The sequence below is a fragment of the Nesterenkonia sp. E16_10 genome (genome assembly GCF_017347085.1).
GTDB lineage: Bacteria > Actinomycetota > Actinomycetes > Actinomycetales > Micrococcaceae > Nesterenkonia.
Map to the genome: position 1 here is coordinate 1 of NZ_JADPSA010000039.1, position 17,101 is coordinate 17,101.

Annotated in this window: 17 protein-coding genes; 11 read left to right on the forward strand and 6 right to left on the reverse strand. The window is 64.4% G+C overall.

From position 1 onward, the window contains the following. The first annotated feature begins 264 nt into the window (after positions 1–264). Positions 265–831 (forward strand): GNAT family N-acetyltransferase, encoded by a 567-nt coding sequence (locus I2487_RS12480; protein WP_345941427.1) that lies wholly within the window; start codon positions 265–267, stop codon positions 829–831. A gap of 16 nt (positions 832–847) precedes the next feature. On the opposite strand, the gene I2487_RS12485 is transcribed toward I2487_RS12480, so the two are convergent. Together I2487_RS12485 and I2487_RS12490 are read right to left on the reverse strand one after the other, a co-directional pair. After that, positions 848–1,111 carry a PLDc N-terminal domain-containing protein gene (locus tag I2487_RS12485; RefSeq protein WP_207170063.1) on the reverse strand — a complete coding sequence of 88 codons (264 nt, stop codon included), beginning with the start codon at positions 1,109–1,111 and terminating at the stop codon, positions 848–850. Next, positions 1,108–1,677: a phosphotransferase gene (locus tag I2487_RS12490; protein WP_345941428.1), complete on the reverse strand. Its 570-nt coding sequence runs from the start codon at positions 1,675–1,677 to the stop codon at positions 1,108–1,110. Before I2487_RS12490 ends, I2487_RS12485 begins: the two co-directional genes overlap by 4 nt. 406 nt (positions 1,678–2,083) lie before the next feature. Here I2487_RS12490 and srmL point away from each other — a divergent pair, with 406 nt between their 5' ends. The 3 genes from srmL to I2487_RS12505 are packed head-to-tail and all read left to right on the forward strand — an operon-like array spanning position 2,084 to position 4,913. Continuing rightward, on the forward strand, positions 2,084–3,211 hold the full coding sequence (srmL, locus tag I2487_RS12495; protein ID WP_207170065.1) for a PheS-related mystery ligase SrmL: 1,128 nt from the start codon (positions 2,084–2,086) through the stop codon (positions 3,209–3,211). Between the two features lie 56 nt (positions 3,212–3,267). Next, complete coding sequence (locus I2487_RS12500) at positions 3,268–3,996, forward strand: class I SAM-dependent methyltransferase (protein WP_207170066.1); 729 nt, start codon at positions 3,268–3,270, stop codon at positions 3,994–3,996. A 2-nt stretch (positions 3,997–3,998) separates the two neighbouring features. Further along, positions 3,999–4,913 (forward strand): phosphotransferase, encoded by a 915-nt coding sequence (locus I2487_RS12505; protein WP_255546360.1) that lies wholly within the window; start codon positions 3,999–4,001, stop codon positions 4,911–4,913. A gap of 56 nt (positions 4,914–4,969) precedes the next feature. On the opposite strand, the gene I2487_RS12510 is transcribed toward I2487_RS12505, so the two are convergent. Beyond that, positions 4,970–5,464 carry an NUDIX hydrolase gene (locus I2487_RS12510; protein ID WP_207170068.1) on the reverse strand — a complete coding sequence of 165 codons (495 nt, stop codon included), beginning with the start codon at positions 5,462–5,464 and terminating at the stop codon, positions 4,970–4,972. Positions 5,465–5,564: 100 nt separating this feature from the next. Beyond that, positions 5,565–6,059, reverse strand: coding sequence for a MarR family winged helix-turn-helix transcriptional regulator (locus tag I2487_RS12515; protein WP_207170069.1), 495 nt, complete (start codon positions 6,057–6,059; stop codon positions 5,565–5,567). A 173-nt stretch (positions 6,060–6,232) separates the two neighbouring features. Between I2487_RS12515 and I2487_RS12520 the strand changes: the two genes are divergently transcribed. Next, the gene (locus I2487_RS12520; RefSeq protein ID WP_207170070.1) at positions 6,233–7,051 is read left to right on the forward strand and encodes a bacteriorhodopsin; all 819 of its coding nucleotides are present in this window, start codon (positions 6,233–6,235) and stop codon (positions 7,049–7,051) included. 661 nt (positions 7,052–7,712) lie between these two features. Next, the gene (locus I2487_RS12525; RefSeq protein WP_345941429.1) at positions 7,713–8,873 is read left to right on the forward strand and encodes a carboxylate-amine ligase; all 1,161 of its coding nucleotides are present in this window, start codon (positions 7,713–7,715) and stop codon (positions 8,871–8,873) included. Between the two features lie 42 nt (positions 8,874–8,915). Here the strand turns inward: I2487_RS12525 and I2487_RS12530 are convergent, their stop codons facing one another. Beyond that, positions 8,916–9,374 (reverse strand): pyridoxamine 5'-phosphate oxidase family protein, encoded by a 459-nt coding sequence (locus tag I2487_RS12530; RefSeq protein ID WP_207170109.1) that lies wholly within the window; start codon positions 9,372–9,374, stop codon positions 8,916–8,918. Positions 9,375–9,482: 108 nt separating this feature from the next. Beyond that, positions 9,483–10,571, reverse strand: a complete 1,089-nt coding sequence (locus I2487_RS12535; RefSeq protein WP_207170071.1) for a universal stress protein — start codon at positions 10,569–10,571, stop codon at positions 9,483–9,485. Between the two features lie 372 nt (positions 10,572–10,943). Between I2487_RS12535 and I2487_RS12540 the strand changes: the two genes are divergently transcribed. The 5 genes from I2487_RS12540 (at position 10,944) to I2487_RS12560 (ending at position 17,084) form a co-directional block, all read left to right on the forward strand. Then, positions 10,944–12,551, forward strand: a complete 1,608-nt coding sequence (locus I2487_RS12540) for a sensor histidine kinase (RefSeq protein ID WP_207170072.1) — start codon at positions 10,944–10,946, stop codon at positions 12,549–12,551. Then, on the forward strand, positions 12,548–13,198 hold the full coding sequence (locus tag I2487_RS12545; RefSeq protein ID WP_207170073.1) for a response regulator: 651 nt from the start codon (positions 12,548–12,550) through the stop codon (positions 13,196–13,198). The genes I2487_RS12540 and I2487_RS12545 overlap by 4 nt, the downstream gene beginning before the upstream one ends. A gap of 149 nt (positions 13,199–13,347) precedes the next feature. Beyond that, entirely contained in the window at positions 13,348–15,048 is a 1,701-nt protein-coding gene (locus tag I2487_RS12550) for a sensor histidine kinase (protein ID WP_207170074.1), read from the forward strand. Continuing rightward, the gene (locus I2487_RS12555) at positions 15,045–15,719 is read left to right on the forward strand and encodes a response regulator (protein ID WP_207170075.1); all 675 of its coding nucleotides are present in this window, start codon (positions 15,045–15,047) and stop codon (positions 15,717–15,719) included. Before I2487_RS12550 ends, I2487_RS12555 begins: the two co-directional genes overlap by 4 nt. A gap of 210 nt (positions 15,720–15,929) precedes the next feature. Further along, on the forward strand, positions 15,930–17,084 hold the full coding sequence (locus I2487_RS12560) for a polymer-forming cytoskeletal protein (protein WP_207170076.1): 1,155 nt from the start codon (positions 15,930–15,932) through the stop codon (positions 17,082–17,084). Positions 17,085–17,101: the final 17 nt, after the last annotated feature.

Here is a 17,101-nt window from a genome sequence, read left to right on the forward strand (position 1 = left end):
AGCGCTCGGGTACCGCAGCCCGGCTGAGTATGCTGAAATCTGTACCCATTGAAGAAACCGCGGCCCGCATAACGCGTGGACCTACTTCCGGGGGCAACCCAACCTGCCGCGGTCCTCGAAGGCGCGATGGGCGAAAGAACACCGTTCGAGGCCAGACGCCTGACGCTGCAGAGCTCAGCGCAGAGAAGTGCCCCCGGGATGGCCGTGAGTATAGGGATTTGAGCTCTCCGAGAAGATCGCCACGAGCCGTGGAATACTCTCCACGTGGAAACCATCTTCAGCCACAAACCCACGCTGGACGGGCACCTGGTGCGACTGCGCCCAATCCAGGGCCACGACGCCGAGGTCATCCACCGACTGTTCCAAGATCCTGAAATCGCGGTCCTGACGGGCTCCGTTCACACCAGCGCACCCCAGCCCTCACCGTGGTCTCTGGAGACCCTTCGCGGGACCTACCGGCAGTGGAGCACCGCAGATGACCGCCTCGTGCTCGCGGTGATCGATCAGAACACCGATGCCATGGTCGGTGAAGTAGTGCTCAACGACTGGGACGAGGGAAACCGTTCCTGCGGGTTCCGAACGCTCATCGGCCCACAGGGGCGCGGGAGGGGTCTAGGCACCGAGGCGACTCGGATGACCATCCGATACGCCTTGAAATCACTAGGTCTGCATCGAATCTCGCTCGAAGTCTATGATTTCAACCCACGTGCTCGACACGTCTACGAAAAAGTCGGCTTCACTCACGAGGGCACCGGGCGGGACGCGTTGTGGTTCGAGGATCAGTGGGTGGACGTGCATTACATGTCGATCCTCGAGTCCGATATCTCGTGAGGCCGCCAACCCCGCACTAGTGTGCTGGTGCCCGCAGACGCTTCTGCTCCGCAGTCTCGCGTCCAACGAAGAACCACACGACCGGTCCTGCAAGAGGTATGACGACGGCGAACACCGCCCAGAGCATCTTGGCCTTAACACTGTGAACCGGAGACCTGACAACAGAGATCACCGCGACCAGCGAAAGCACCAATAGGAGAGCACCACCGCCGTACTCGATGGCGCTCCCTATGGAATTCCGATCCACTCCTGGCACCTCCCCGTCCTCGTCCGCCGTCACTCATCGAGTGCTCGTGACCATACCGCGTGGTGGTTCCGGACATAGTCGGTGACGGCGCCCCAGTGGTCTCCGTGACCCTCTTCGAACATCGATCCCCACGGTTCGATGCCCACCTCATTCGAGCTCCTCAAGAGGTGAAACATCGCGGCAGTCCGTTGGCTCATGGCCGCGGGCAGCGCGGCACGCAGCTCCTCGTCGGCGTCGTAGCCACCGACGAGTGCGGCCAGCCTCCGGGCGGCGTCCTCTGGTGGCTGCTCTGGATCGGAGAGCGTGAACGTCTGGGCCGCATACGCAAGGTCCCAAAGACGAGTGCTCGGTGCAGATGCATCCCAGTCGATGAAGGTCCATCGCGGCCCGAGGATGAGATTCCACGGCGCCAGGTCGTTGTGACAGACCAACTCATCTCCTGGAGACGCGATCCCGGTGTGCCACACAGCAGACGGCGCAGGCGTGTAGGTCTGGCTGGCGTCGTGGATCGCTCGCACAATTCCACCGACTCGGGCCAGCTCCGCGTCCGTCAGCGGATCGGAGTCGATCGCGGGTTCTCCCGGAACGAACTCCGTCATCTGCCTGCCTCGGCTATCTCTTCCGAGGGCCGCGGGAACATCCACTCCGGCGTCCTTGACGGCCGCCATGAAGTCCAACACGCTCGAGCTGGCCTCCGTCCATGGCTTCCGCACCGTCGACCCCACGCGGTAGACCGGGCCACTGGCGTTTCCGCCAGCAAGAGGCTGCTCATGATCCATGTGACGACGCTATCCCGCGATCGTCCCGGCTCTCTCCCATCGCCGTTCGACGATTGCCATTCCCTGCTCGCGTCATTACCTTGGAGGAATGCACATGGACCCGCGATTTATCAGCCCTCGGCCGGCAACCGGCCGTCTTGGGCTGAGCGCACACATGTAGCCAGGTCCTTGACGACAGGTCGGCTGAGGGAATCTCCCCACCCCACCTGAGCTCTAAGGACCCGCTATGCCCTCCTACCTCTCCCCCGAACAACTTACTTCGGCGCTCCAGATTCGCGACCTCACCGATCCCACCGCGGGGCTTCATGCCATGCAGGAACTCCTGGACGGCATCGTTGAGGCGCTCCGCGACACGTGGAAGATCCCCGCGCAGCGGCTGCGAGTCAGCCCCCTGGTGCCGGTGGAAGACAACTACGACCGGCTGGGTTTCGACGCGGGCGCGATCACCCGCGAGACCCGGTACTCCCGATACGTCAGTTCCACGGTGATGCTGCGCAGCCACACCTCCGCCTCGATCCCACCCTTGCTGCGGTCACTGGACACCACTGCCAGCCTCGATGAATTGTTGGTTCTTCCGGGGCTGGTGTATCGACGCGACGCGATCGACCGCACCCACGTGGGAGAACCCCATCAGGTCGACCTCTGGCGCATCTCCTCCGGAGGCCGGCTCACCCCGGAGGACATCGATCACATGCTCGGCACCATCGTCGAGGCGGTGCTGCCAGGAACACCGTGGCGCGCGGTTCCCGCCGTTCACCCTTACACCCAGGCTGGGCAGCAGCTCGATGTACTGGTCAACGGCGAGTGGCTCGAACTCGCAGAGTGCGGGCTCATCGACCCCGTTCTCCTGGCCTCCTCGGGGCTTGATCCGACTCGCTGGGGCGGCTTGGCACTAGGAATGGGTCTGGACCGGGCGTTGATGCTCCGGAAGGGAATCGACGACATCCGGGTGCTGCGCTCTGCGGATCCGCGCATCCAGGATCAGATGACCAACCTCGAACCGTGGAGACCGATCTCGACCCTGCCTGCGATGAGTCGGGATATCTCAATCGTCATCGGCGCGGATGATGACGACGAGACGATCGGTGATCGCATCCGCCAGGCAATGGCGGAGAGGGTCGACGACGTCGAAGCCGTCACGGTCACGGCGCGCACCGGCTACGAAGCGCTCCCCGAGTCGGCCAGGACGCGGCTTGGCCTCAGGCGGGACCAGGTCAACGCACTAGTACGAATCGTGCTGCGCCCATTGCACCGCACCATGACCGACTCCGAGGCGAATCTCCTCCGTGATCGTATATACCTGGCGGTGCATCAGGGCCCGCGCCTGGAGCTGATTGCCACCGGTTCATCGTGACGCCTCAAAGAGGAACCCACTGCAGACCCCTTGACTCAGCCGCTAGCGTTGACTCGATGACGACGAATCACGCCTCGGACCTCTACGACGCGGTCAATGACTGGGGTCCGAGTGACGACTTCTTCCTCCGATTCCTCACCTCGATGCCCGGTGCCCGTGCCCTTGACCTGGGATGTGGAACCGGTGGGATCACTCGCGCTGCGGCAGAAGCAGGATGCGACATGGTGGGCATCGACCCAGACCGATCCTCCCTCGAGGCGGCTCGGTCGAAGCCCGGCGCTCACCGGGTGTGCTGGATCGAGGGCACCTCACATTCCATTCCAACTGGAACCAGCTTCGACGTCGCGATCATGTCGGCCAACGTGGTCCAAGCGATCCTCGACGACACCGAGCTGGCCCAGTCCTTGCGCGACATCGCCGCACACCTGACACCCGGGGGTCGCCTGGCGTTCGATACCCGCGACCCGGACGCCCGCGGCTGGGAAGCATGGACCAAAGAGCGTTCTCGCCGAACCGTCCGTCTCCCCGAGGGGGAGGTTCAGCACTGGTACCAGACGACACATGTCGACGAAGAGCTGGGTCTTGTGGATTTCGGCGCCCACGAGGTGGCGCCGGATGGCACAGAGAACATTGAACGCTCGCGAATCCGTTTCCGCTCACACGATCGGGTCCGCGCCCTGCTGGTGGGTGCTGGTCTAGTCGTCCAGGACGTGTTTGGCGGATTTCACTCCGAGCCCGTGGGCCAGGGGGCTGGGGTGCTGGTGGTCATCGCCCGTCTCCCATGACGATGCACCACGGCGAGATCCAGATCAGTGTGCCGACGGTCCAGCAGCTGATCCTGGATCAGTTCCCGGATTGGAGTGGCGAAACCGTCGAGCCACTCCCCGGAGCTGGGACAGAGAACGCGATCTTCCGGATAGGAGCCACCCGGGCGGCGCGATTTCGACGTCGAGCCTCAAGCGCGACAGACCTCGTTGCAGAGCTTGAACGGGAGACACTTTCGATGTGGGAGCTTGCTGAGCTCTCCCCCGCCCCAGCGCCCATGCCGATAGCGACTGGTCGTCCCAGCCGTGAGTATCCGTTTCCGTGGAGCATACACTCCTGGCTTCCCGGCGACGTCGCAACACCTCGAATCTCTGCCGACTCTTCTGGGCTTGCCCAGGAGGTGGCCAACCTTGTCCACGCTTTCCGATCGGCTCCTTTGAAGGGTCGACGCTTCGAGGGGACAGGACGCGGCGGAGAGCTGGCCAATTCCGACCAGTGGATGGAGAGGTGCTTCTTCAAGAGCTCGACAGTACTCGACGTACCTCGCTTGAGAACCTTATGGGCTGGTTTCCGGAGGCTTTCTCGAGAACAACCAGATGCCATGACGCATGGAGACCTCACTCCGGCGAACATCCTGCTGCACGAGGGCCAACTCGCCGGAGTTCTGGATACCGGCGGTTTCTCCGCCGCGGATCCATCGCTGGACCTGATCGTGGCGTGGCATCTCTTCGACGCTGAGGCGCGATACGTCTTCCGTGAAGCCCTTGGTATTGGTCATCTCGAGTGGCAGCGAGGCGCTGCTTGGGCCTTTCAGCAGGCCATGGGATTGGTCTGGTACTACGAAGCCTCGAATCCCAGCATGGCGCAGCTTGGCCGCAGCACCCTGACGCGCATATGCGCTGATCCTGAGCTTTCCTGTTCACTTGAGGCTCTCTGACGGGGACCCCTTTGCGCCTTCCCACCTGGAACGCAGGGCCCGCATCCCCCACTGACCTAGAACCGGGCTGGGGCCCCTGCCTCGAGCGCCCATTCGATCCGCTCCCGGTGACTTTCGACAAACGGCTCGGGAAGTGCGCTCGCGGGGAACCACCCAACCTTCATCGATTCATCATCACCCACGTACGGAGTTCCCGAGATCCACTCCAGTTCGAACGCGATGTCCACGAATCGACACCGGTCCCCGTTGGGGTAGACCGACGGCGCGGCCGCCGATACTCCCGCAACCCTGACTATTCGCGCGTGGACTCCGGTCTCTTCCTGAACCTCGCGCAACGCGCCTGACGCCGGAGAGTCGCCGGGTTCGAGAATGCCGGAGATGGCACTCCACCACCCATTGTCTGATCGCTGGACCACCAGCACCTCCGGTTCATCGAGAGCCAGCCCGTTCGCATCCTGCCGGCGAACCACCACGCTTGTCACTCCGGGCAGGAAGAGCTCCTTGTGCCCCACGTCTTCACGCAGCTCGAGGACAAAGTCGGGAGTACCCATAAACTCACCCTACGACGTTCCTGCTGGCAGTCTTGTGCCAGACCAGAGGGCTTGAAGAGCCGAGTCCAAGGATCAAAACAAGCTCCTGAGACAGCACGTCTCAGGCGGAGTCGGTCGGGAGGGAGCGCCCGGGAGCGCGGAGCGCGGACCGCCGTTCCCACAAGGCGCCGGTGACCCGCCACAGGACATCGGTCGCAGTCGCCACATCCTCCTGCGAGAGCCCCTGAGTAGCTCGATCGACCATGGCGACGAAGTCGGCGTGGATCGCCGAGATGGTCCGGTGCCCTTCGCCGGTCAGCTGCAGTCGCACACTGCGCCGATCCTCCGGGTGCGTGACGCGCTGCAGCAACCCTGCGGCGATGAGGCGTCTTGAGATGCCGGTGGCTGCCCCGCCGGTCAAAGCGAGATGGCCAGCCAGCTCCTTAGGAGTCAGATCTCCCGACTCGGCGATGCGGAAGAGGCCTCGGAGGTCGGTCGTCGAGAGGGCATGCTCCTCAGCGAGGCGCTGCCTCTCTTCCTCGAGAGCCCTGAGGAGGTGGATGGCAGCATCAGGGAAGCCTGTCAGTAAGTGCCTGTCGTGCTGATTCTGGGCCATCTGTCCTCCTGTCGAGACCAGGGCAGGTGCGCTGTCGGCTCGGTCATCTTCTTCTGCCTGATCCTACGACAGGCCGTTGTCGGATCACCCTCATATAGTTTAGTATCTAATATACCCACTAAAGCACTGCCGCGGCTTGCAGAGTGGAGCGCGGCCTTCCGGATGGAGAACCCGTGATACCCGAATCTCTGACCCAGGGACAGTTCGACACCGTCTATAACTTCCTGTCCCTGGTCATCGCCTCGCAGCTCTTCACCGCCCTGTTCCTGCTCATCTGCCTGCCCCGGATCCTTCCCCGCTACCGGCAGGCCATCACCGTGGCCATCGTGGTCTGCGGAATCGCGGCCTACCATTACTTCCGCATCTTCGACTCCTTCAAGGAAGCGTTCGTCACGGACGCCGTCGGTGGCGATGGGATCTACACCCAAGCCGCGGGCGCCTCGTTCAACGAGGGCTACCGGTACGTGGACTGGCTGCTGACGGTGCCGCTGCTTCTGGTCGAACTGATCGCGGTCCTAGCACTGGCCAGCGCCTTGCAGTCCAGGCTGCTGTGGCGACTGGTCCCGGCAGCGATACTGATGATCGCGCTGGGTTACCCGGGCGAGATCAGCGACGACAATCTGGTCCGGGGAGTCTTCTTCGGACTCTCGATGATCCCCTTCCTCTACATCCTCTACGTGCTCTTCATCGAGCTGACGGCCTCGCTCGACCTGCAGCCGGCGGGCGTACGTCGCTCGCTGAGCAACCTGCGCTGGCTCCTGCTGGGCAGCTGGGCGGTCTATCCCGTGGCCTACCTGCTGCCGATGCTCGACGTCTCCGGAGCGGACGCCTGGGTCGGCAAACAGATCGGCTACTCCTTGGCTGACATCACCGCCAAGGCGATCTATGCGCTCATCATCTACCGGGTGGCCCGGATCAAGTCCTTCACGGACGACCCCGCGTTCGCAGAACGTGAGAGCTCCCACGGCGCCCGCGCGAGGGAGACCCTCTGACACCGTCATCGTTGGCCTCGTGGCACCCCTCCAGCAAGCCGGACAGCAATGCAGAACATGCTGGAGGGTGCCCGCCTGGCGAATCCATCCAGGACGTAGTCGATATCCGAGGCAGGCTGCCCGACATCCTCCAGCCTGGCGCCCGGAGGATTCAGGCCCAGAAGGATCTCCGGAACATCGCAGACAACCGCCTCAACACGACCCGTCATGCGGGACTTCTTGCCCAGGGGCGTCAGACCCGTCAGGTCGCTAAATACTGTCCGCAGGGCAGGCGTCCGGGTTGCTGCCGCCGGGCCAGGCAGCAGAGAGCGGATCGACCCAGCGGGTGACTGGCGCGGGTGTGGGCGCGGGTCGACCTGCGCAGGACCAATGGCCCTGCACAGCTCGTCGAAATCGTACGACGGTGGAGCCAGAGAACCAGAAGCGGGCCATGGCTGAGGGCTTCAACTATGAGGATCACAGGTCAGGCACGACGTCCATCACCGCCTCGAGATTCGCCGGCACTGAACCACTCAGGCACCACACGGACAGGAGCTCCCTGTGACACCTTCCTCCCTGCACCTCGACCTCATCCCCCTCCTGAGCAGGCCGCCGATGAGTCCGGCGTTCGAGTGCTGCCAAAGACGCTCCCCCCGTTCCCCCGCGCCCTTGGTCCCGAGCCGTGCCTGAGGGTTTCGCCCGTCGCTCCCCCGCGGTGTCCATGGGGATCGAGGAAGAGTTCTTGCTCATCGATCGGGAGCTGATGCTGCCCGCCACCCCGACCGTGCACCAGTCCAACGCGTTGCAGGGCATCAGGCCCGGCCGGGGCGTGACCTCCCAGGAGTGGCTCTCCTGTCAGGTCGAGCACGCCTCTGCGGTGCTGCGGGACGCCCCAGCTGCCACCACGGCTCTGCTGAGGTTCAGACAGAACCTCGCATCCGTGGCGGAAGGGTTCGGACTGATCGCCGCGCCCATCGGAACCGCCCCCACCATTGCGGAATTCGGCGCCGCGGTCAGCAATGACCCCCGGTACCTCCAGATGACGGAGCTGGCACCAGGGATTGCTGCGGATCAATACATCAATGGGATGCACGTCCACGTCAGCGTCCCAGACCCCGAGACCGGGATCCGAGCACTGAACGGGATTCGCCGGTGGCTTCCGCTGCTGACCGCACTGGGCGCCAACTCGCCCTTCTGGCGGGGCCTCGACTCCGGCTTCGCCAGCTGGCGATCCATCCATTACCGGCGCTGGATGGTCAACGGAGTGCCACCGGCCTTCCGAGATTTCACCGACTACCAGAACCGGATCGATGCTCTGGTGAGCTCCGATGTGGTGGCCGACCGCGGTGGCATCAGTTGGCTGGCCCGGCTCTCGCAGCTTCATCCGACGATCGAGATTCGAGCCTGCGACGTGCAGCTGCAGACGCTCGATGCCGTGGTGCTTGCGACGTTGATCCGAGCGCTGGTCTGCGCCGCGATCGACCAGCCTTCTCGGGTTCAACCTGAACCTGAGCTCCTGGACGTCGCTCACTGGCAGGCCGCGAAGTTCGGTCTCACCACTCGGCTGCTCGACCCGTTCACCGGCGCTCCGGTCCCCGCCGAGGTGGTGGTGTGGCAGGCGTTCAATCAGGCGTGGCCCTACCTGGTCGAATTCGGCGACGAAGAACTGGTCCGCTCCGGGCTGGAGCTTTTCCTGACCCAGGGCACTGGAGCCACTCGGCAGCGCAAGATGGCGCAGCTCGCAGGTCTCACCGGCGTCATCCATCACTCAGGAGGTGCGATCGCCGATCTCGAACGCCCGCCCCTGGCGGGCAGTCATCGACCGGACCACATGCGGCACTGAATCAGCTAGATGTTGCGCACCCAGCGCGACAGCGATGGTAAATCAGCCGCCCTCGGAGCCCTCTCCCAGCTCGCGTTCCGGATGGGGGCCGAACTGGAAGTGTCGGCCGCTGACTTCCGTAGGAGTGATGCTCACGTAGTGATCCTTCACGGTGGGCACCCACGGCCGCAGACCCAACGCCTCTGCCTGTTCGATGTTCGCCGAATTCTGAAGCCAATGCGCTTCTCCGCGGACCGTCACGGACCAAGCCTCGTCCGAGAAGATCTGATCCGCTTCGAACAGCACCTTTTCATTGATCGCCAGCTCGGCCAGCTTGGTCCCCGGCGCGGTCCGGAAGATCAGGGTGCGGTCGGGGGCCACCGCATAGTTGATCGGGAAGATGTCTGGCCTCCACCCCACCACCAGGACAAGCCTCCCGTGACCGGCGGTCTTCAGAAGACTCCAGATCTGGTCAGCATCGAGGGTGAGCACAGGCTCGTTCTCCGCATGTTCAAACAGCATCATCCGATCTCTCTTTCTACAGCCTTCACATCTCCAGGGGCGCGCAGCGGGCGGCTCTTGACCTCGAGCCCGCCGTCGAGCAGAGCTCCATCTTGTGGACCGAGGCGCTCATGCACCGGCCTGGGTGGCCCCGACTCGTGGCTTCCTGCGTGAGCCTTCGACCTTTGAGGTCGGAACGACCAGGACGGGACAGGCCGCACGGTTCAGGACTGCCTGGCTCACCGAGCCCAGCAGCAGGCCCGCAAATCCGCCATGACCTCGGGTGCCGATCACCACGAGCTCGGCGGTCCTGGACGCCTCGGAGAGCACCCCTGCTGGTGAGCCATCGAAGAACTGCCACCGCACGCTCAGCGCCGGGAACTTCTCCGCCACGTCGAGCACCAGCTTCTGGAGGTTCTCGATATAGGGCCGACGCAGATTCGGGAGCTCGAGATTATGTTCGACGGTGTTGGGGTACCAATGACCCTTGGCATTCAGCGGAGCCGCCGACACCAGGGTCAGGGGCCGCTCCAACAGCTGCGCGGTCTGCGCCGCCAGGTCCACCACCTGGCCCGAGGAGCTGTCCACGCCGACGACGACCTCGGAGTCGAAGTTGAGCTCCTGCGCCACGTTGGCGAACTCTCGACGGGAATGCTCTCGCGGGGCGGACTCCTCCACCTGAGTCACGGGCTCGGCCGCCACCCCATCTCCGAGCGGGTGCTCCTGCGATGGGGCAAGCAGCTCCTCGGTGGACTCGCTCTCCCATTGGGCCGGGATGACCAGGGTCGGGCAGCTCCCGTGCGCGGACAGCTTGGCAGACACGCTGCCCAGAACACGACCTGCGAATCTGTTCCGCCCACGCTTGCCCACGACCGCCAGCTCGGCGAAGCGACTCTCATCGACCAATGTCGCACCCGGGTCGCCTTCGACCGCGTGGGTGCTGACCTCAACCCCCGACTGTTCCGCCTGTGAGGCATAACCGTCGAGCATCTTCTGGGTCTCTTTGAGCGCCGTCTCGACGAACTCACCCATCATCGGGACGGCGTAGGCGTCACTCATCACCGGGCGGGCGAAGGTGCCCACCAACCTCAGCGACAGCCCACGGCGCTGCGCCATCCGCAGCCCTGCTCGAAAAGCTCGCTCGCTGTCTTCCGAACCATCGATCCCGACCAGAACAGCCGGCGTGCGGGTCTCACTTGCTTCGCGTGAAGGAGTCATAAGCGGACCGTATGCGTTTGCGCACCAGTCGAAGTAGAGTCTAAGGACCCTAGTGAAGTCTTCTCGATCAATACAGCGCGTGATTTCGAAGACTCTCCGGAGGGTCCGCCAGACATAATGGGACCACGATCGAGATGGCAGCCCCGGCTGGAATCTCGAACCAGCACCTGAACCCCCAGGGAGCAATCCCGTGAACTACCCGCATCACAATTCCAAAATTCTGAATTCTTCCTTAAATACCCAAAATACACCGTATGGCTATTTGGTATAATGAAGGGTTTAACTGTGTCCGCTCCACGTTCAAATTCAGCACCCAGGCCGGAAGCTGACCGCCGAAACTCGCATCCGCAGGTGGACGCGCAAGATCACCGGATGGCAGAAGCGCAGCCCGGCCTGCGCAGCCTCTGGGAGGCAAGCCTCCTGGTCACCGGCGAACTGGACCTCTCGAACGTGCTGCGTCAGATCGCCGAATCCGCACTCACCCTGGTGGATGCACAGTACGGCGCACTGGGAGTCATCGATCCCGAAGGTCAGCTGGAGCAGTTCATCCACGTGGGGATGCCGGACGAGCTGGTGGCGCAGATCGGTCATCTTCCCGAGGGCCACGGGGTCCTTGGCGCCGTCATCGACACCTCATGCCCGATCAGACTCACGGACCTCAACAAAGACCCTCGAGCAGTCGGCTTTCCCAAGCATCACCCGCCGATGGACACCTTCCTGGGCGTGCCCATCGAGATCCGCGGTGAGACCTTCGGAAATCTCTACCTCACGAACCGATCAGGAGGCCCCTTCACCCAAGAGGACGAGGAACTGGTCAAGGAGCTCGCGACGGCCGCGGCGACGGCGATCAACAATGCACGGCTCTATGGCGAGGCGCGACGTGCTCAGCAGCTCAGCGCCGCACTGGGTGAGGTCAGCTCCGCACTGCTGGCATCACCCGATACCGACGCCTTCGGCGTGCTTGCCCAGAGCGTTGCGTCCCTGACCGGGGCACAACTGGTCAGCGTCGTGGTCTCCGAGGCCGTGGGCAGCAAACTCCATGTCGAGACGGCTCGAGGAGAGGGCGCCTCCACGATCGAAGGCACCACCATGCCGTGGACCGACTCCGTCGTCTCCCGCGCGATGAAGGGACAGCCCGGCATCACGCCGATGGACGGGAAGGCGCCGGCTCCCTTCATCGGTGATGTCCCAAGCGCCTCCATCATGGCAGTGCCTCTGGTCATCTCCGGAGACCGGGTCGGCGCCCTGTGCGCCACCCGTTCCGCAGGGGAATCCCTCTTCACCAAGGGTGACCTTGAGCTGCTCACAGAGTTCGCCACCCAGGCCGGTCTCGCTGTGGCGCTTGCCTGGTCCCAAGTGGACCGGCAGCGACTGGAGATGGTCGAAGAACGAGCCCGCATCGCCCGGGACCTTCACGACAACGTCATCCAGCGGCTCTTCGGCACCGGACTGGGGCTGCAGGCCCTGGCATCAGCGCGGCCCGCCCAGGCAGCCAGCCTCGAAACACACGTCACCCAGATCGACGCCGCGATCGCTGACATCCGCACCGCGATCTTCGCGCTCCAGACTCAGGCAGCCACGCAGAATGTCAGGCATCGTCTCCTGGAGGTGGTGTCTGAACTCTCTCCCAGGCTTTCCACGATTCCCCGTCTGATCTTCATCGGTCCCGTCGACCTGATCCTTGAAGGCGCCCTCGCCGACGACGCCGTCGCCGTGCTTCGAGAGTCACTGACCAATGTCGCACGCCACGCCCATGCTGAGACCGTCTCGGTGGAGATCAACGCCGCAGAAACCCAGGTCTCCATCACCGTCGAGGACGACGGCCTGGGACTCTCCTCCTCCTTGTCCCGCCGCAGCGGGACCAAGAACCTGAGCGCCAGGGCCCGCGCTCATGGCGGCGACTTCCAGCTGACCTCGCGCAGCTCCGGAGGCACGCGAGCCCACTGGTATGCCCCGGTGAATGCCCAGAGGCTCGCATGACCCGGGTCTTCCTCGTCGATGACCACGAGATCGTGCGTCGCGGCATCACCCAGCTCATCAACGCCGAACCAGGTCTGGAAGTGGTCGGCGAATCCGCCACCGCACGCGGAGCCCTCGCACGGATCACCGCCACACTGCCCGACGTCGCGGTGCTGGATGTCCATCTGCCCGACGGCAACGGGATAGAGCTCTGCCGGCAGATCCGCTCGGCGCACCCGGAGATCCCCTGCCTGATCCTCACCGCATACGACGACGACGCGGCCAGCATCGCCGCCGTGGTCGCCGGCGCCTCGGGCTACGTGCTGAAGAATGTGCAGGGCAGACACCTGGTCGAGTCCATCCTCCAGGTCTCCCAAGGCAAGACCCTGGTCACCCGCGAACTGTCCAACCGGGTGCGTTCCTCCCTGACCAAGCAGACCCAGGCGGCATCGCAGGAACACTCGAGTCGGGACCCGCAGGTGAAGCTGACCCTGCGTGAGACCCAGGTCCTGGCACTGATCACGGAAGGTCTCACCAACCGTCAGATCGGGCAGCGGCTGAACCTGAAGGAGAAGACCGTCAAGAACTACGTCTCTGGACTGCTGGCGAAGCTGGGCATGACATGCCGCACCCAGGTTGCTGTCTACGGCGCAAGGCTGAGCACCTAGGACCCCAGTCGGCCCCAGACGCTTCCCTTCAGCAGCGGTTCAGTGCTGTAGTCGAGGGGCACCGTCCCGCAAAGTCATGGATCGAAAAATCGCCCTCAGGGCGACCTCGCACCGGATACGCCCTGATGGCAGTAACGAGGCCGTCTCCCATGTTCGATCACCCTCCCGTTCCAGAGTTCCCTGATCGGCCGGTCGACGAGGCGAGCACGACGAACCACGCTGACGCGGCCCGAAGTGACCGCTTCCTGACGGACCATCACGGCCTGTTGGGCCTGCTCGAGGCGAGCCAGCTCGTGACAGAGGACCTGGACCTCGACCAGGTTCTCCACCATCTCGCAGAGTCGGCGCGAACCCTCGTGGACGCCCGGTTCGCTGCCCTCGGCGTGGTCGACGACGATGGGACATTAGAGCGGTTCTTCCACGTGGGCATGTCCCCAGAGCTCGTCGAACGCATTGGCGCCCCGCCACGCGGACTGGGTGTTCTCGGCGCCGTCCTGACCGGGAGCGAGCCCATCAGGATCGGGAACCTGTCTGAGGACCCTCGCTCCGTGGGCCCGCCGCTGGGACACCCTGAGATGCAGGCGTTCCTCGGTGTGCCCATCATGATCCGCGGCGGCACCTATGGCGCCCTCTATCTCACCAATTCTACTGAGAAGTCATTCACCGCCGACGATGAGGCTCTGGTCCAGGCGCTGGCGGCGACGGCTGCCACAGCGATCAACAATGCACGGCTGTACGAACGAGCATGCCGGGCGCAGGAGCTCAGTGCCGCGCTGGGCGAGGTCGCGGCGAAGCTGTTGAACGCGGATGGCGACGAGGCGTTCGGGGTCCTCGCCGAGAGCGTGGTCTCGCTCACCGGTGCGCAGCTGGTCAGCGTCGTGGTCTCCGAAGCTGTGGGCCAGGCGCTCTACGTCGATACCGCGCGGGGAGTGCGCGCGGCTCGGCTTGAGGGCGCCTCGGTTCCGTGGATGGACTGTGTCCTCTCACGCGCGATGAATGGAGAGCCAGGAATCACTCCCCTGGAGGCAGACGAACCGGTTCCGTTTGCCGAGGATATCCCCAGTGCGTCGATGATCGCGGTGCCCCTCGTCGTCGCCGGGGACCGGGTGGCCGCCCTGTGCGCCACCCGCTCCGCGAGCGAACCGCGCTTCAGCACAGATGATCTCGAGCTGCTCACAGAGTTCGCCACCCAGGCCGGTCTCGCCGTCGCCCTGGCCTGGGCGCGGGTGGACCGACAGCACCTGGAGATGGTCGAAGAGCGCGCCCGCATCGCGCGAGACCTTCACGACAATGTGATCCAGAGGCTCTTCGGGGCCGGGATGGGGCTGCAGGCGCTGGCATCAGCACATCCGCAGCAGGCAGCCCGACTGGAACCCCACGTGGCACAGATCGACGCGGCGATCGCCGATATCCGCACCGCGATCTTCGCGCTGCAGACTCAAGCGCCGGAGAAGAACGTCAGACACCGGCTCCTCGAGGTCGTCTCCGAACTGGCACCCACGCTTTCCACGGTTCCGCGTCTGACGTTCACCGGACCCGTGGACCTGATCCTGGAGGATTCCCTCGCCGATGACGCCGTCGCTGTCCTTCGTGAGTCACTGAGCAATGTCGCGCGCCATGCCCACGCCGAGGCCGTCTGGATCGAGGTCAGCGCCACAGAGAGCCAGATCACGATCACCATCGACGACGACGGGGCAGGAATCTCCCCGGACGCGGTGCTCAACAGCGGCACCAGGAACCTCAGGGCCAGGGCGCAGGCCCACGGAGGGGATTACGAACTCTCTCCCCGCAGCTCCGGAGGAACCCGGAGCCGCTGGCACGCCCCGGTCAACTCTCCGAGGCTCACATGACCCGATCAACGCGTGTCTTCCTCGTCGATGACCATGAGATCGTTCGCAACGGCATCGCCGGGCTCATCGACGCCGAACCAGGCCTGGAGGTCGTGGGGGAATCCGCCACCGCACGCGGAACGCTCGCCCGAGTCAAAGCCACCCTGCCCGACGTCGCCGTGCTGGATGTCCATCTGCCCGACGGCAACGGCATAGAGCTGTGCCGCCGGATCCGCTCGGCCCACCCGGAGATCCACTGCCTGATCCTCACCGCCTACGACGACGACGCCGCCAGCATCGCTGCCGTGGTCGCCGGCGCCTCGGGCTACGTGCTCAAGAACATCCAAGGCCGGCATCTGATCGAGTCGATCCTTCGAGTCTCTCAGGGCGAGAACCTGGTGACCCGCGACCTGGCCCAGCGGGTGCATTCCTCCCTCACCAAGCAGGCGCAGGCGGCGGCTCGGGAGAAGTCCACGCGCGCCCCGTTGGTTGACCTGACCCTGCGGGAGAACCAGGTTCTGGGGCTCATCACAGAGGGACTCACCAACCGGCAGATCGGACACCGCCTGGGCCTGAAGGAGAAGACCGTGAAGAACTACGTCTCAGGGCTGCTGGCGAAGCTCGGGATGGACCGCCGCACCCAGGTCGCCGTCTACGGCGCCACGATGGGCGTCGGAGACTCCGCAGGTTAGACCCCCACCCTCGGGCTCTTCCCCGCCCCACGGCTGGTGAGACTAAAGGCCCTACACAGGCTTTGCTCTCCACCACAGAATGAGGTCGGAGAAGGTCGACGAGGATGCTCCGTTCCGTGGCCTTCCCGCAGCACCGTGGTGTCTCAAGCGCACGGGCCTCTCAAGGTCCGCGCAATGACTCACCCCAATGGCCTGAGAGAGGCACCAACCATGAGCGCACCTACCAAGCCCGGTCGCCTGATCGCCAGCACCTTGATGGCAGGAGTCCTGCTCCTCGGGTCTGCGGCAGGGGCCTTCGGTGCAGCGTCGACCCCGATCAGCTCACCCTCGACACCCAGTTCGACCTCCAGCGCGGCGCCAGAAAACGATGGCGAGGGACCACAGTTCTACAGCGGTTCCGTCATCGACGTCTCGGACACGATCCAGGGTGATGTCTACGTCGCCGGACAGAACGTCACGATCAGCGGTGATGTCACCGGCGACGTCATCGTGGCGGCACAGACGATCACCATCACCGGCACAGTCGATGGCAACCTGCGTCTTGCAGCCCAGGATGTGGTCATCAGCGGTGAGGTGGAACGCAGCGGCACGGTGTTCGCCGCCAGTGTGAATCTCACCGAGGAGGGGTCCCTCGGAGCCGATCTCGTCGGTGCTGCCGGGGAGGTCAGCATCGACGGAAGCATCGAGCGAGACTTGGTGATCAGCGCCGAAGGCTTCTCCATCGATGGGTCCGTCGGTGGAGACGTGACCTATTACAGCGACCGGAGCGCCTCGATCGCTGACGGCGCGGTGGCTGGTTCGATCGAGCGCATCGCCCCCGATCCGGCCCCTGAGCCAGAGCCCTCGCCCTGGGGCGTCTTCCTCGGTTGGGCGCTCGGACTGCTCTACGCTCTGGTCGCGTTGAGCCTCATCACGTTGGTCGCCACGTTGGTGTTCCCGCGCCGACTCACGGAGGTGACGAACCAGCTGAGGCATTCTCCGTGGAAGGCGCTCCTGGTGGGATTCGTGGCGGCGGTCGCGGTACCGGTGGCGCTCCTGCTTCTCATGATCACCATCATCGGGGCCCCGCTGGCCCTGGCTGGGATCTTGGTCTGGGTGCTGATGACTCTGGCGACCTTCGTCTACGGCTCCTACGCCATCGGGCGACTGGTGTTCCGGGACTCTCAGCGCCCTGTGGTCATGGCACTGGTGGGCGGGCTGATCCTGATCGTCGCGCTGCATGTTCCGTGGCTCAACATCGTCGTGTGGCTGGCGATGGTGTTCTTCGGCCTTGGCGCGCAGCTCCTGGACTTCTACGAGAAGCGACCCAGGCGGGCCCCTCCCGAGCCGTACGCCGAACCGGCTGCAGCAACGACGGTTCCCTGAGCAGCCTCCACCCCGGC